A 14,343-nucleotide genomic window follows, 5' to 3' on the forward strand; every position below is an offset into this window, starting at 1 on the left:
GGGGGGGGGGGGGGGGGGGGGGGGGGGGGCCCCCCCCCCCGCCGCCGTGTCCCGTCCCGCCGTCCCGGCGCTCCGCCGCGTCCCGCCGCGCCGCCACGGCGCGGTCCCGCCGCGCCGTGCCGTCCGTCAGGCGAACCCGGGCTTGCGCGCCCGCCGTCGTGTGGCAAGATGCTCCCCAAGGTCATGAGTGACAGCGACCACGGCCCCGGCCCGCTGTCCGGCAACCCTCCGTCCGTGGCGGGGTGCCCCGGGTGAAGACCAGGCCGCAGGCAGCGAGGTCTGCGGCAAGCGCGGACCCCTGCACACCCTGGGGTCCTGGTCCCGAGGGAGCAGTCTCGTGAGCAAGCGAATGCGCTAGGGCCTCCGGCCCCTCCTCCCCCTCCGCACGGCCGCCGTCGTCACGCGCCCGGCCGTGCGTGGAGGAAGTCACCCGTACCCGGCACGGCCGCTGCCGTCGCCCCGCGGGTCCCGCACACCCTCATTCGCCGCGCCAGCAGGGAGAGTCCGCCATGTCCGCGTACCCGAACGCCACCGCTTCCCCCCTCACCGAGGCCGTCCCCGCCGCCCGCCCGGTGCCCTCCGCCGCCCCCGTCACCGCCCCCGCGCCGTCGGCCCCCGTGCCGTCCGCCGCCGGCGGCCCGCTGCCCGTGCTCGGGCGGGACGTCACCGTGCCGCTCGTCACCGGCGGCCACGTCACCTACGCCGCCCTGGACTACGCGGCCAGCGCGCCGGCCCTCCAGCGGGTCTGGGACGACGTCGCCGCGTACGCGCCCTACTACGGCAGCGTCCACCGCGGTGCCGGGTACCTCTCGCAGCTCTCCACCGACCTGTTCGAGAGCAGCCGCGCCACCGTCGCGGCCTTCCTCGGCTGCCGCCCCGACGACCAGGTGGTGTTCACCCGCTCCACCACCGACTCCCTGAACCTCCTCGCGCACGTGCTGCCCGAGGGGTGCGAGGTGTTCGTCTTCGAGACCGAGCACCACGCGTCGTTGCTGCCGTGGCGGGGCGCCCGGGTGACCTACCTGGACGCGCCGCGCACGCCCGGCCAGGCGGTCCGGACGCTGGAGCGGGCCCTCGCCGACCGGGAGCCGTACGGCCCCGCCCTCGTGTGCGTGACGGGCGCCTCCAACGTGACGGGCGAGCTGTGGCCCGTACGCGAACTGGCCGCCGCCGCGCACGCCCACGGGGCCCGCGTCGTCCTGGACGCCGCCCAGCTGGCGCCCCACCACCCGGTGGACGTCGCGGACCTCGACGTGGACTGGGTGGCCCTCTCGGGGCACAAGCTGTACGCGCCGTTCGGTGCCGGGGTGCTGGCCGGGCGGGCCGACTGGCTGCGGGAGGCCGAGCCGTACCTGGCGGGCGGCGGCGCCTCGCGGCGCGTGGCCCGGCGGGCGGACGGCGGCGTGGACGTCGACTGGCACACCACGGCCGCCCGGCACGAGGCCGGCTCGCCCAACGTGATCGGCGCGTACGCCCTCGCCTCGGCGTGCACGGCCCTCGCCGACGCCGGGTTCGACGCGCTGGTCGCCCGCGAGCGCGAGCTGATCGCGCGGGTCCGGGAGGGACTGGCCGACGTGCCGGAGGTACGGGTGCTGTCGCTGTTCGGGGACGACGCCCCGCGCGTGGGCGTCCTGTCCTTCGTCGTGGCGGGGTGGAACAGCTCGCACTTCGCCGCCGCGCTCTCCGCCGAGTACGGCATCGGCGTGCGCGACGGCCTCTTCTGCGCCCACCCGCTGGTGCGCACGCTGCTGGGCGGTGCCCCGCAGGAGCCCGGCGCGTGCGGCGCGCCGGAGGCCGGTCCGGGCGAGCGGTCCCTCAACGCGATCCGGGTCAGCTTCGGCGCGGGGACGCCCGACGAGCACGTCGAGCGCTTCGTCGGGGCCGTGCGCGAACTGGTCCGCGACGGCGCCCGCTGGAACTACCGCACCGAGGACGGGCGCTGCGTGCCGGACCGTGGCTGAATCCGCTTCACCCGTATGGGTGATTCCCTGGGCTACGCGTCGAGGCCGATCGCGAAGGCCGCCTCCAGGTCGTGCTGGGAGTAGGTGCGGAAGGCGACGTGGGTGTCGGTCGCGACCACGCCGGGGATCTTGCTGATGCTGCCGGGGATGACGTCGGCCAGGTCGTCGTGCCTGGCCACGCGGACCATGGCGACGAGGTCGTAGGTGCCGGTGACGGAGAAGACCTCGCTCACGCTGTCGAGAGCGGCGATCGCCTCCGCGATCTCCGGAATGCGGTCCACGCTGGTCTTGATGAGCACGATCGCGGTGATCACGGTTGTCCCTCTCCCTCGGTGGCCGCTGCTGGGGCCTTCACTCTAATGCCCCGGTAGCGCGCCCACGCGTAGAGGAAGCCCAGCCCGAAGCCGATCAGGTGCGCCAGGTAGGCGACGCCCGGCCCGCTGCCGGCGCCGCGCGCCGCCACCCACTGCAGGGCGAACCAGAAGACCAGCACGATCCAGGCGGGGAAGCGCAGCGGCAGGAAGAAGAGGAACGGGAAGAGGCTCGTGACCCGGGCGCGCGGGAAGAGGTAGAGGAAGGCGCCGAGGACCCCCGAGATCGCCCCCGACGCCCCCACGAGCGTCTGCCCGCTGTCCGCGTGCGCCAGCGCGTACCCGGCCAGCGCCAGGTAGCCGACGGCCACGTAGAAGAGGCCGAAGCGCAGGTGGCCCATGCGCTCCTCGGCCATCGCGCCGAAGACGAAGAGGAAGAGCATGTTGCCGAGCAGGTGCAGCCAGTTGCCGTGGACGAACAGGGCGCTCAGCGGGGTCAGCAGCGCCGCGGCCGACCCGCTCAGGAGGTCCGCCGGGACCACGCCCCAGCGCCGGAAGTAGTCGCCCTGCGCCAGGACGAGGGCGTCGCCCGTTCCGTACGACGGGTTGAGCCCGGAGGCCGGGCCGAGCACGAACACCACCGCGCACGCGCCGATGACGGCGTAGGTCACCGAGGGCCCGGTGACCGCACGCCGGAACGTTCCGCGCCAATCCCTCACGCACAGATCATGACGTACGGGGAGCGAGCCGGACAGAGCGCCTCGCCGGGCCGGGGTCCGTCACCGGCCGCCCCGGTCATCCGTCCGAGCAGGGGGGACCGCCGAGGCCGTAGGGTTACGGGCGTGCCCGGGGCCGCTCCCGGGGCACCCGCAGTCCGACGGCGCACCGCGGGTCGAAGAACTGGAACGACCGGACCATGACAAGGACGGCCACCATGACGACGGTTCCCCAGCCGACCGCCGAGACCCGCTGGCGCTGCACCCTCTGCGGCAACCTGACACGGTTCGACGTGACGCGCTCCTCGAAGGTCGTGGAGTACGTCCATCTGGACCTGGCGGGGGAGCCCACGGTGGAGGAGCGCGAGGTGGTCAGTGAGACCATCGAGTCGGTCCGCTGCCGCTGGTGCAACGCCGTGGACCGGATCGAGCTGGTGGACAGGCCGGGCGCCGGCTCCTGAACGGTGCGCCCGGTGCGGCGGGCGGCCCGGCGAAGAGAACGACGGTAGGGGTGACGGATCGTGGCGCAGCCCGAAAGCGGCGCTGAGTCGGCCGGTGCGGCCGGTGACGCCGCCGAGGCGCTCGACCGCCCGCTGCCCGAGCCGGTGCGGCGCCGGGTCGTGGCGCTCGTGTCCGAGGCGTTCGGCGGTCTGACGGTCGCCGAGCTGCCGGCCCAGCTGCGGCAGTACGCGCGGTTCACGCCCTCGCGGCGGGCCAGGTTCGCGGGCAACGCCATGGCGGCCGCGCTGGAGGGCGACGCGCTGTTCCGGCAGCGGATCGGCGAGCGGCTGCGGGGCACCCAGCCCGAGCTGGCCGGCGCCGTCGAGTCGGGCGCGCCGCCCGCGGCCGCCGACCCGGTCGACGTGGCCGCCGCCGCGTACGTGCTCCGCCCGGCCGGCTGGGTCAAGCTGGTCGCCGCGGCCGGCGAGGAGGTGCAGCGCGCCGACGCCGAGCGGGCCGACGAGGCCGGCCGGCGCGAGCTGGAGCGGCTGCGCGAGGAGCTCGCCGAGGCCCGCGCCCAGACCCGCGCCGAGACCGAGCGGCTGCGCGCCGAGTTGGAGGCGGCCCGCAAGGAAGCCGAATCGCTTCAGCGCAAGCTGCGCAGCGCCCAGAGCGACGTGAAGCGCGGCGAGGCGGCCGTGCGCCGCTCCCAGGCGGAGATCGACGGTGCGAAGGCGGAGGCCGCCGCCCGGGTCTCCGCCGCGGAGAGCGAGACCCGCCGCCTCAAGGCGCGGCTCGGCGAGACCGAGGCTGCCCTGGAGGCCAGCCGTCGGGCGGCCAGGGAGGGCCGCTCGGTGGAGGACGTACGGCTGAGGCTGCTGCTCGACACCGTCCTGGAGGCCGCGCAGGGGCTGCGCCGCGAACTGGCCCTGCCGCCCGTCGCGGTGCGCCCCGCCGACTCGGTGGACGCCGTGGAGCCGGGCCGGATGTCGCCCAAGGACGTCGCGGCCCGCGCGCTCTCGGAGACCGACCCGGCCCTCCTCGACCAGCTGCTCGCGCTCCCGCAGGCCCACCTGGTCGTCGACGGGTACAACGTCACCAAGACCGGCTATCCGACGATGCCGCTGGAGAAGCAGCGGCTGCGGCTGCTCGGCGGGCTCTCCGGGCTGGCCGCCCGCACCGGTGCCGAGGTCACCTGCGTCTTCGACGGGGCCGAGCTGGCCGCGCCGGTGCTGCTCGCGCCGCCGCGGGGCGTGCGGGTGCTCTTCTCCAAGCCGGGGGTCACCGCCGACGAGGTGATCCGCCAGCTGGTGCGGGCCGAGCCCGCGGGCCGGCCCGTCGTCGTCGTCTCCAGCGACCGGGAGGTCGCCGACGGCGTCGCCAGGTCCGGCGCCCGGCCCGTCGCGTCGGTCATGCTGCTGAAGCGGCTTTCGCGGCTCTCGTAACTCCTGTGCGACATGCCCCATTTGAGGGCACGTGGGGGAACCTACCGTCAACCGCCCATGACCCAGCGTGGGACGAGGGTGGAAAATGTGCCGGGCGGGCGAGATTTTTCTCATGAGGATTTGAACTGATCACAAGGTGGTCACTAGGGTCTGGGCTCGAACCTTCGCGCGGTTGGTCGTCCATCGGGGACGACAGCGAAGGAACCGCCTTAATCGTGCAGTTCGGACGTATTCACGGGGTGTCCGGGTGCGCGGTGCCGGGGCACCGACCGTCCACCGGCAGGCGGCTCACGAGGAAGAAGGAGCTCGCCTCCGTGGCGTCCCACCGTCGACCCAAGCAGCCCAGCCGCGCCCGTGTGACCGTGCTCACCGCCACCGCGGCCGCTGCCGTCGCCCTGACCTCGCAGACCGCTTCGGCCACCCCGCAGCCGACCAAGGACCAGGTCAAGGAGAAGGTCGACAAGCTCCACCACGAGGCCGAGGAGGCCACGGAGCAGTTCAACCTCGCCGACGAGCGGCGCGAGAAGCTCCAGAAGGAGATCACGGCCCTCCAGGACCAGGTGGCCCGCGGCCAGGAGGAGCTCAACACCCTCCGCGACGGCATCGGCGCGGTCGCCAGCGCCCAGTACCGCAACGGCGGCATGGACCCGTCCCTCCAGCTCTTCCTCTCCTCCGATCCGGACGACTACCTCGACAAGGCGTCCGCCGTCGACCAGCTCTCCGCCAAGCAGACCGAGACGCTCCGCACCATCCAGGCCAAGCAGCGCACGCTCGCCCAGCAGCGCGCCGAGGCGACGGCGAAGCTCGCCGACCTCGAGGACGTCCGCAAGTCCCTCGGCGAGAAGAAGAAGAAGTTCCAGGGCAAGCTGGCCGAGGCGCAGAAGCTGCTCAACACGCTCACCGCCGAGGAGCGGCGGAAGATGCAGCAGGAGGAGCAGCGGGCCAGCCGGGACGCCGGCGAGCGCGTGGAGCTCGGCAACGAGGTCCCGGCCTCGCAGCGCGGCGCCGCCGCCCTCAACGCCGCCGCCACGCAGATCGGCAAGCCGTACGTCTCCGGCGCCGAGGGCCCCAACTCCTACGACTGCTCCGGCCTGACGCAGTGGGCCTACCGCCAGGCGGGCGTGAGCATCTCCCGCACCACGTTCACGCAGCACAACGACGGCGTGAAGATCGGCCGCAGCCAGCTCAAGCCGGGCGACCTCGTCTTCTTCAACAACCTCGCGCACGTGGGCCTGTACGCCGGCAACAACACCGTGCTGCACGCCCCGAAGCCGGGCGCCTCGGTCCGCTACGAGTCGATGGACTACCTGGGTTCGTTCCAGTTCGGCGTCCGCATCTGACGCGGGGCGCCCGCGGCCGGGCAGCTGATATGCGCGGCTCTTCCCGCGTGTCGGAGAACCGCCCGCCATGCGCGCCCGATCGGGGGATTTCCCGACCCCCTGGCTGACGCCCCGCCCCGCCGGTGACCTGTGGTTCCCGGCGGGGCGTCACTGTGCGCGCCCCCGAGGGTCTTTGGCCATGCCGTGACCACCCGGCTACTGTCTGGCGCGCAACAGCCTGCGTCACAGTCGAAGGGAGCGCGGTCCGTGGCGTCCCATCGCCGTCCCCCCCATCCGGGCCTCCACCGGAGCGCCAAGGCCACCGTCCTGTCCGCCGCGGCGGCCACGGCGGCCGCCGCCCTCGGTGCCACCCCCGTGCACGCCGACCCGACGGAACCGGCCGACACCGCCCGCGCCCGCGTGGACCGGCTCTACGCCGAGGCGGAGCGGGCCACCGAGAGCTTCAACGAGGCCGACGAGCGCGCCGACCGCCTGCGCGAGGCCGTCGACACCGCCCGCGACAGCGTGGCGCGCGGCCAGGAGCGCATCAACCGCATGCGCGGCGCGCTCGGCTCGGTCGCCGGCGCCCAGTACCGCTCGGGCGGCATCGACCCGTCCCTGGCGCTGCTGCTGTCCGAGGACCCCGACACCTACCTCGACAAGGCCGCTGTCCTCGACCGGATCAGCGACCGGCAGGCCGGCGCGCTCGCCGAACTCCGGCGCGCCCAGCGCCGGCTGGCGCAGGAACGCGCCGAGGCCACCCGCACCCTCGCCGAACTGGAGCGCAGCCGCGCGGCCGTGGCCCGCCACAAGCGGCAGGTCGAGCGGAAGCTCGCCGAGGCGCGGGCCCTGTTGCACTCCCTGCCGTCCGAGGAGCGCGACGCCCTCGACCGGGCGTCCCGCTCGGGCCGTGACGGGGGCGCCCTCCCGCCCCTCACCGCGGCGGCGTCCTCCCGCGCCGCGCTCGCCGCGCGGGCGGCCCGCTCGGCGGTCGGCAAGCCCTACGTGTGGGGCGCCAACGGACCCGACGGCTTCGACTGCTCCGGCCTGACGCAGTGGTCGTACGCCCAGGCCGGCGTCGGCCTGCCGCGCACCTCGCAGGCGCAGCGGGGCGCGGGCCGCCACGTGCCCCTTTCCGAGGCGCGCCCCGGCGACCTCGTCACCTACCGCTCCGACGCCAGCCACGTGGCCATGTACATGGGCAACGGCCAGGTCGTCCACGCCCCCTACCCGGGCGCCCCGGTCCGCTACGACCCGGTCGGCATGATGCCCGTCTCGGCGGTCACCCGCGTCTGACGGCCGGCGCCGCCCGCGCACGCCCCGCAGCCTGGCGCCCCCCGCGCCGCGGTGCGCCTACGATCGGGGCGTGGCAGGACCGGGACGGCGACGCGCGGCGGCGGTGCTCGGCGCGCTCGCGCTCACCGCGGGGTGCGCCGCACCCACCCCGGCCCCCGCGCCCGCCACCGGTCCGGCGCCCGCCCCCGCCCGCCCCGCACCCGGTACGTCATCCGGCGGCCCGCCCGCCGCAGGTCCGGACGCCGCGGCCGACCGGGGCATCCGCGAGGCCCTGGACCGGCGGGCCGCCGCCGTCCTGCGCCACGACGTGCCCGGCGACGACCCGGCCGCGCGCACCCTGCGCCACCTCGCCGCCGTACCGCTGGCGAGCTGGGCGTACCGGGTCCTCGGCGTCGACCGGGACGGGCCGCGGGCCGTGGTGCGGGCCGAGCTGGCGTACGCCCTCGACGGCCACGACACGGGGCCCGTCACCGCCGGGCGCGTCCTGGAGCTGGCCGAGCGGGACGGGCGGTGGCGGGTGACGGCGGACCGCGCCGCCGAGGGGGCCGCCGCGCAGATCTGGGAGCAGGGGCCCGTGGCGGCCGTGCGCGGCGCCCGCGCCCTCGTCCTCGGCGTGGGCCAGGACCCGGCGCTGCTGCGGGAGGTCGCCGCCACCGCCGACCGGGCCGTCCCCGCGGTCACGGCCGCCTGGCCCGGCCGGTGGGGCGGGCGGGTCGTCGTCCTGGTGCCCGGCTCCCTCGACGCCATGGCCGCCCTGCTGGGCGAGCCGGCCGGGGCCTACCGGGGGATCGCCGCCGTCACCACCGGCCGTCCCGGCGGCGGGCCGGGCGCCCCCGCCGACCGGGTGGTCGTCAACCCGGAGGCGTACCGGGAGCTCACCGACTTCGGGCGGCGCTTCGTCCTCACCCACGAGACCGTCCACGTCGCCACCCGCGCCGACACCACCGCCGCCACGCCCCTGTGGCTCTCCGAGGGCCTCGCCGACCGGATCGCCTACCGGGGCACGGGCCGCTCCGCCGCCGACGCGGCGCCCGAACTGGGCCGGGCGGTGCGGGCGGGCGACGTCCCGGCCGCGCTGCCGGCCGACGGCGACTTCGCCTTCGGCGGCGACGCCGGACGGGTGGCCCGCGCCTACGAGGGCGGCTGGCTCGCCTGCGAGCTGATCGCCCGGCGCCGGGGCGGGGCGGGGCTGGCCGCCTTCTACCGCGCGGCGGGCGAACACGGCCAGGACCGGGCCTTCCGCGACGTCCTCGGCACGGACCGGGCGGCGTTCACCCGCGCCTGGCGGGACCACCTGCGTCAGGAGTTGAGCAGCGCCCCGTCGCGGTGAGCGGCCTGCGCGGGCACCCGCGCGCCCTCGGCGGCCAGCCGCGGCTCGGTCACCGTCCGGTGCCACAGCACCCGCGCCGCCGACAGCGACGCCGCGACGAGCAGCCCGTTGCGGACGAACAGCAGCGCCAGCCCCAGCGCGTCGCTCGCCACCACGTGCGAGAACCACACCGGGAACTCCAGCAGCGTCACACCCGTCGCCACCAGCACGAGCAGCACCGGACGCCGCATGCGGCTGCCCCGCCACACCAGGCACACCGCGGCCAGCCCGACCAGCCACAGCATGTACTGGGGGCTGATCACCCGGCTCGTGGTGGTGAACAGCAGCACCGCCACGAACGCCGCGTCGCACAGCGTCGTCGCGCCGAACTCCCGCGCCCGCAGCCGCCACAGCACCAGCCAGCCGAACGCGAGCGCCGTCAGCCCCATCGCCGCTCCGCTGACCAGCGGCACGTACGGGCCGAGGAACTCCACCGACCCGTAGTTCAGCCGCACCTCGCCGTCCCACGCGCCGAGGAACCGCGCCACGTGGAAGACGAGCGAGCCCAGCGACTCCACCTCCGTGCCCCGGTCCCGCTGGAACGTCAGGAACGCCAGGGCCCCCGGCGCCGCGAGGACGCACGCCGCCAGCACCGCCGCGCCCGACGCCGCGGCGGCCGCCCACGAGCGGCGCGTGACGCGGCCCCGCGCGGTACCGAGCAGCAGCAGCGCGGGCCACACCTTCAGCAGCGCGCCCACCCCGGCCAGGACGCCCATGGTGCGCGGGTTGCGCACCCCGGCCAGCAGGGCGGTGACGGCGACGGCGGTCACCATGATGTCGTAGCGGGCGTACGCGGTCGGCCCGAGCAGCGGGACACCAGCGAGCCACACCCAGGCGCCCGCGTGGCTCTTGCCGGGCCGCCCGCCCGCGTACACCAGCAGCCCGAACACCACCGCGTCGCAGGCGAGGGCGAGCAGGAAGAACGCGTGCGCGTACTCCAGGAACGGCAGCAGACCGGGGGAGAGGATCGCGAAGGCGGCCGCCGGCGGGTACTGCCAGGTCACGTCGTCGAGCGGGTACGTGCCGCCGCGCAGCACCTCGTACCACTGGAAGTAGATCACCGAGACGTCGGTGGTCACGTCCGGGCCCGGCACGAAGACGACCCTGAAGGTGTAGAGCAGCAGGACGGCCCTGGTGAGCAGCCAGAAGGCGGCCAGGGACCACCGCGGTCCGCTCGGGAGCTTCATCGGTACCTCGTCCGGTTCGTGGTGGTCTGCGGGTGGGGCGGTACGGTGCGCGAGCGGTGCGGGCGGGCCGTTCGGTACTGTCGGCCCCGATGCACAAGACGCTGATCGTAACGAACGACTTCCCGCCGCGGCCCGGTGGGATCCAGGCGTTCCTGCACAACATGGCGCTCCGCCTGGATCCGGACCGGGTCGTCGTCTACGCCTCCACCTGGAAGCGCGGACGCGAGGGGGTCGAGGCGACCGCCCGGTTCGACGCGGAGCAGCCCTTCCGTGTCGTGCGGGACCGGTCGACGATGCTGCTGCCCACCCCGCGGGTCACCGCGCGGGCGGCGGCGCTCCTGCGCGAGCACGGCTGCGCCTCCGTGTGGTTCGGGGCCGCCGCGCCGCTCGCCCTCATGGCGCCCGCGCTGCGCGAGGCGGGCGCCCGGCGGCTCGTCGCGACGACCCACGGCCACGAGGCCGGCTGGGCGCAGCTGCCCGGGGCGCGCACGCTGCTGCGCCGCATCGGGGAGGGCACCGACACCATCACCTACCTGGGCGAGTACACGCGGTCGCGGATCGCGGCGGTGCTCACCCCGCAGGCCGCCGCGCGCATGGTGCAGCTGCCGCCGGGCGTCGACGAGAAGACCTTCCACCCCGACTCGGGCGGCGGCGCCGTCCGCGCCCGGCTGGGGCTCGCGGACCGGCCCGTCGTGGTGTGCGTCTCCCGGCTGGTGCCGCGCAAGGGCCAGGACACGCTGATCCGGGCCATGCCGGCGGTCCTCGCCGCCGTGCCGGACGCCGTGCTGCTGGTTGTGGGCGGCGGCCCGTACGAGGGCGAGCTGCGCCGACTCGCGCGCGAGAGCGGTGTGGCCGGTTCCGTGCGCTTCACCGGCTCCGTGCCGTGGGAGCAGCTGCCCGCGCACTACGGCGCCGGCGACGTCTTCGCGATGCCGTGCCGCACCCGGCGCGGCGGGCTGGACGTCGAGGGGCTGGGCATCGTCTACCTGGAGGCGTCGGCGACGGGCCTCCCGGTCGTCGCCGGCGACTCCGGCGGCGCCCCGGACGCCGTCCTGGACGGCGAGACCGGCTGGGTCGTGCGGGGCGGCTCGCCCCAGGAGGCCGCCGAGCGGATCGTCCCCCTCCTCCAGGACCCCGAGCTGCGCCGCCGCATGGGCGAGCGCGGCCGCGGCTGGGTCGAGGAGAAGTGGCGCTGGGACCTCCTGGCGGAGCGCCTCAAGGCCCTCCTGTAGCCGGGCCGGGCCCGCCCGCGGGGACGGGGCGGGGAGGGGGACGGGGACGTCCCGGACGCCGCCCCCCACCCTGCCCCTCCTGCCGTCACCAGCGGGCCAGCGGACGCCCCGGCGCCCGTCAGGAGGGCCTGACGGGCGCCGGGGCGTACGGATGAGGCGGGCCGTACGGGCGGGGCGGGGCGTACGGGCGGGGCGGGGCGGGCTCAGCCCCGGTAGATCCCCTCGATCTCGTCGGCGAAGTCCTTCGCCACCACGTTCCGCTTCAGCTTCAGCGACGGGGTGATGTGCCCCGCCTCCTCCGTGAACTGCGCGGACAGGACGCGGAACTTGCGGACGGACTCCGCCTTGGAGACGGCGGAGTTGCCGTCGTCCACGGCCCGCTGCACCTCCGCCAGCAGGTCCGGGTCGTCACGCAGGGACGCCGCGGTGGAGCCGGCCGGCTTGCCCCGGTCGGCGGCCCAGCGGGCGAGGAACTCCTCGTCCAGGGTGACCAGCGCCCCCACGAACGGCCGGCCGTCGCCGACGACCATGCACTCCGCGACCAGGGCGTGGCCGCGGATGCGGTCCTCGATCACGGCGGGGGCGACGTTCTTGCCGCCCGCCGTCACGAGGATCTCCTTCTTGCGGCCGGTGATGGCCAGGTAGCCGTCCTCGTCGAGGGTGCCGATGTCACCGGTGTGGAACCAGCCGTCCGCCAGCGCCTCGGCCGTCGCCGGCTCGTTCTGCCAGTAGCCGGTGAAGACGTGCTCGCCGTGGAGCAGCACCTCGCCGTCGTCGGCGATCCGCACCTTGGAGCCGGGCAGCGGCTGGCCGACCGTGCCGATCTTCTGCCGGTCCCACGGGTTGAACGCCGTCGCCGCGCACGACTCCGTCAGGCCGTACCCCTCCAGCACGGTGAAGCCGATGCCGCTGAAGAAGTGGCCGAGCCGCTCACCCAGCGGGGCCCCGCCCGAGATGGCGAACTCGCAGCGCCCGCCGAGCACCGCGCGGAGCTTGCCGTACACCAGCACGTCGAACAGCTTGTGCTTCAGCCGCAGCCCGAGCGGGACGCCGCCCGGCGTCGACTTCGCCCGGCTGTAGGCGATGGCCGTCTGCGCGGCCCGGTCGAAGATCTTGCCCTTGCCGTCCGCCTGGGCCTTCGCCCGCGCCGAGTTGTACACCTTCTCGAAGACGCGGGGCACGCCCAGGATGAGCGTGGGCCGGAACGAGGCCAGGTCGTCCGTGAGGTTCTTGATGTCGGGCACGCAGCCGAGCCGGATCGGCGCCAGGACCGAGGCGACCTCCACCATCCGCCCGAAGACGTGCGCCGCGGGCAGGAAGAGCAGCACCGAGGAGCGACCGGTCTGGAACAGCGGCTTGAGGCGCTCCACCACGTTGCCGCACTCGGCGAAGAAGTTGCGGTGGGTCAGCACGCAGCCCTTGGGGCGGCCCGTGGTGCCCGAGGTGTAGACGATGGTCGCCGTGGAGTCCGCCCGGGCGGTGCCGCCGCGCTCGTCCAGCGTCGCGTCGGACACCTCGCGGCCGGCCTCGGTCAGCTCCTCGACGGCGCCGTCGTCGATCCGCCACACGTGCCGCAGCTCCGGCAGCGCGTCCCGTACGGACTCCACCGCGTCGGCGTGCGCCCGGCTCTCCACGATCGCCGCCACGGCGCCCGAGTCGCCGAGGATCCACTGGATCTGCTCGGCCGAGCTCGTCTCGTACACCGGCACGGTCACCGCGCCGGCGCTCCACACGGCGAAGTCCAGCTGGACCCACTCGTACCGGGTGCGCGAGATCAGCGCGACCCGGTCGCCCGGCCGTACGCCCCGGGCCACCAGGCCCTTGGCCGCGGCCCGCACCTCGGCGAGGAACCGCGCGGCGGTGACGTCCTCCCACCCGCCGGCGACCTTGCGCGCCATCACGGCCACGTCTGGGTGCTGCGCGGCGTTGCGGCGGACCAGATCCGTCAGGTTGCCGTCCGCGGGGACCTCGTACAGGGCCGGAAGGCTGAACTCGCGCAAGACTGCTGCTCCTCATCGGGCGCCGACGCCACGGCTCTGTGTGATGCGCCGGTTTCGCGGTCCACTACGGACTACGCACTCAGTGGGGGTGAGCACGACTGGACTGCCCGGACGTTACCCACCGGTACTGGGATCCCGATAGGGGGTCCTGGCCAGATGTTCCCTGCGTCACACGTCGGCGGCTCTCCTTCGCGCACAGTAGTCCACTCCCGTCGCGACCCGGAAGTAACCGCAGGTCCGGCCCGCTCCGCCGGGCCGTAAGCTGGTGTGCCATGCGAGTCCATGTGGTCAGTGACGTACACGGGAACGCGCGGGACCTGGCCAGGGCGGGGGAGGGCGCCGACGCACTCGTCTGCCTCGGCGACCTGGTGCTCTTCCTCGACTACGCCGACCACTCCCGCGGCATCTTCCCCGACCTGTTCGGCACGGAGAACGCCCACCGCATCGTCGCCCTGCGCACCGCCCGCCGCTTCGGCGAGGCCCGGGAGTTCGGCCGCGGCCTGTGGGCCGAGCTCGCCGAGCGCGGCGTCGACAAGGCCACCGCCGTCGAGTCGGCCGTCCGCGCCCAGTACGCCGAACTGTTCGCCGCCTTCCCCGCGCCCACCTACGCCACCTACGGCAACGTCGACATACCGCGCCTGTGGCCCGAGTACGCCCGCCCCGGCACCACCGTGCTCGACGGCGAGCGCGTCGAGATCGGCGGGCGCGTCTTCGGCTTCGTCGGCGGCGGCCTGCCCACCCCGATGCGCACCCCGTACGAGATCCCGGAGGAGGAGTACGCGGCGAAGGTCGAGGCGCTCGGCGAGGTCGACGTGCTCTGCTCGCACATCCCGCCGGACGTCCCCGAGCTGACCTACGACACGGTGGCCCGCCGCTTCGAGCGCGGCTCCGGCGCGCTCCTCGACGCGATCCACCGCGTCCGCCCCCGGTACGCCCTCTTCGGCCACGTCCACCAGCCCCTCGCGCGGCGCATGCGCGTCGGCGCCACGGAGTGCGTGAACGTGGGCCACTTCGCCTCCTCCGGCAGGCCCTGGGCCCTGGAGTGGTGAGGCGCGGGCACGCGATA

12 protein-coding genes and 1 riboswitch are annotated in these 14,343 nt (G+C 75.2%); of the genes, 8 read left to right on the forward strand and 4 right to left on the reverse strand.

Annotated features, from left to right (window positions below):
* Positions 1–179 precede the first annotated feature (179 nt).
* A riboswitch (SAM riboswitch) is annotated at positions 180–297 on the forward strand.
* Positions 298–509: 212 nt separating this feature from the next.
* Positions 510–1,961: an aminotransferase class V-fold PLP-dependent enzyme gene (locus LPA54_RS14750; protein ID WP_228977654.1), complete on the forward strand. Its 1,452-nt coding sequence runs from the start codon at positions 510–512 to the stop codon at positions 1,959–1,961.
* Positions 1,962–1,993: 32 nt separating this feature from the next.
* On the opposite strand, the gene LPA54_RS14755 is transcribed toward LPA54_RS14750, so the two are convergent.
* Positions 1,994–2,275 (reverse strand): Lrp/AsnC family transcriptional regulator, encoded by a 282-nt coding sequence (locus tag LPA54_RS14755; protein WP_228977656.1) that lies wholly within the window; start codon positions 2,273–2,275, stop codon positions 1,994–1,996.
* The gene (locus LPA54_RS14760) at positions 2,272–2,943 is read right to left on the reverse strand and encodes a rhomboid family intramembrane serine protease (RefSeq protein ID WP_308112849.1); all 672 of its coding nucleotides are present in this window, start codon (positions 2,941–2,943) and stop codon (positions 2,272–2,274) included. Before LPA54_RS14760 ends, LPA54_RS14755 begins: the two co-directional genes overlap by 4 nt.
* Positions 2,944–3,206: 263 nt before the next feature.
* Between LPA54_RS14760 and LPA54_RS14765 the strand changes: the two genes are divergently transcribed.
* From LPA54_RS14765 to LPA54_RS14785, 5 genes are all read left to right on the forward strand, one after another.
* A complete protein-coding gene (locus LPA54_RS14765; RefSeq protein ID WP_058941343.1) occupies positions 3,207–3,449 on the forward strand; it encodes a hypothetical protein in 243 nt (80 codons plus the stop codon).
* A 60-nt stretch (positions 3,450–3,509) separates the two neighbouring features.
* Positions 3,510–4,874 (forward strand): NYN domain-containing protein, encoded by a 1,365-nt coding sequence (locus tag LPA54_RS14770; protein ID WP_228977659.1) that lies wholly within the window; start codon positions 3,510–3,512, stop codon positions 4,872–4,874.
* Positions 4,875–5,188: 314 nt separating this feature from the next.
* On the forward strand, positions 5,189–6,214 hold the full coding sequence (locus tag LPA54_RS14775; protein ID WP_228977661.1) for a C40 family peptidase: 1,026 nt from the start codon (positions 5,189–5,191) through the stop codon (positions 6,212–6,214).
* A 246-nt stretch (positions 6,215–6,460) separates the two neighbouring features.
* The gene (locus LPA54_RS14780) at positions 6,461–7,489 is read left to right on the forward strand and encodes a C40 family peptidase (RefSeq protein ID WP_228977664.1); all 1,029 of its coding nucleotides are present in this window, start codon (positions 6,461–6,463) and stop codon (positions 7,487–7,489) included.
* 70 nt (positions 7,490–7,559) lie between these two features.
* Positions 7,560–8,819: a hypothetical protein gene (locus LPA54_RS14785; protein ID WP_228977665.1), complete on the forward strand. Its 1,260-nt coding sequence runs from the start codon at positions 7,560–7,562 to the stop codon at positions 8,817–8,819.
* Here the strand turns inward: LPA54_RS14785 and LPA54_RS14790 are convergent.
* The gene (locus LPA54_RS14790) at positions 8,789–10,045 is read right to left on the reverse strand and encodes a glycosyltransferase family 87 protein (RefSeq protein WP_228977668.1); all 1,257 of its coding nucleotides are present in this window, start codon (positions 10,043–10,045) and stop codon (positions 8,789–8,791) included. The two genes, LPA54_RS14785 and LPA54_RS14790, sit on opposite strands and share 31 nt — an antisense overlap.
* An 89-nt stretch (positions 10,046–10,134) precedes the next feature.
* Here LPA54_RS14790 and LPA54_RS14795 point away from each other — a divergent pair, with 89 nt between their 5' ends.
* Positions 10,135–11,277: a glycosyltransferase family 4 protein gene (locus tag LPA54_RS14795; RefSeq protein ID WP_228977670.1), complete on the forward strand. Its 1,143-nt coding sequence runs from the start codon at positions 10,135–10,137 to the stop codon at positions 11,275–11,277.
* A 203-nt stretch (positions 11,278–11,480) separates the two neighbouring features.
* Here LPA54_RS14795 and LPA54_RS14800 read toward each other — a convergent pair whose 3' ends face one another.
* Entirely contained in the window at positions 11,481–13,277 is a 1,797-nt protein-coding gene (locus LPA54_RS14800) for a long-chain fatty acid--CoA ligase (RefSeq protein WP_228977671.1), read from the reverse strand.
* A 272-nt stretch (positions 13,278–13,549) separates the two neighbouring features.
* Between LPA54_RS14800 and LPA54_RS14805 the strand changes: the two genes are divergently transcribed.
* Positions 13,550–14,326: a metallophosphoesterase gene (locus tag LPA54_RS14805; RefSeq protein WP_228977674.1), complete on the forward strand. Its 777-nt coding sequence runs from the start codon at positions 13,550–13,552 to the stop codon at positions 14,324–14,326.
* Positions 14,327–14,343: the final 17 nt, after the last annotated feature.

The sequence above is a fragment of the Streptomyces sp. DH12 genome, assembly GCF_020873895.1.
In the GTDB taxonomy this organism is placed as follows: Bacteria; Actinomycetota; Actinomycetes; order Streptomycetales; family Streptomycetaceae; genus Streptomyces.

Excerpts from the sequence above, each read along its gene's own strand:
- LPA54_RS14765 (WP_058941343.1), top strand. The coding sequence starts at position 3,207 with ATGACGACGGTTCCCCAGCCGACCGCCGAGACCCGCTGGCGCTGCACC.
- LPA54_RS14795 (WP_228977670.1), top strand. The coding sequence starts at position 10,135 with ATGCACAAGACGCTGATCGTAACGAACGACTTCCCGCCGCGGCCCGGT.
- LPA54_RS14790 (WP_228977668.1), bottom strand. The coding sequence starts at position 10,045 with ATGAAGCTCCCGAGCGGACCGCGGTGGTCCCTGGCCGCCTTCTGGCTG.
- LPA54_RS14750 (WP_228977654.1), top strand. The coding sequence starts at position 510 with ATGTCCGCGTACCCGAACGCCACCGCTTCCCCCCTCACCGAGGCCGTC.
- LPA54_RS14805 (WP_228977674.1), top strand. The coding sequence starts at position 13,550 with ATGCGAGTCCATGTGGTCAGTGACGTACACGGGAACGCGCGGGACCTG.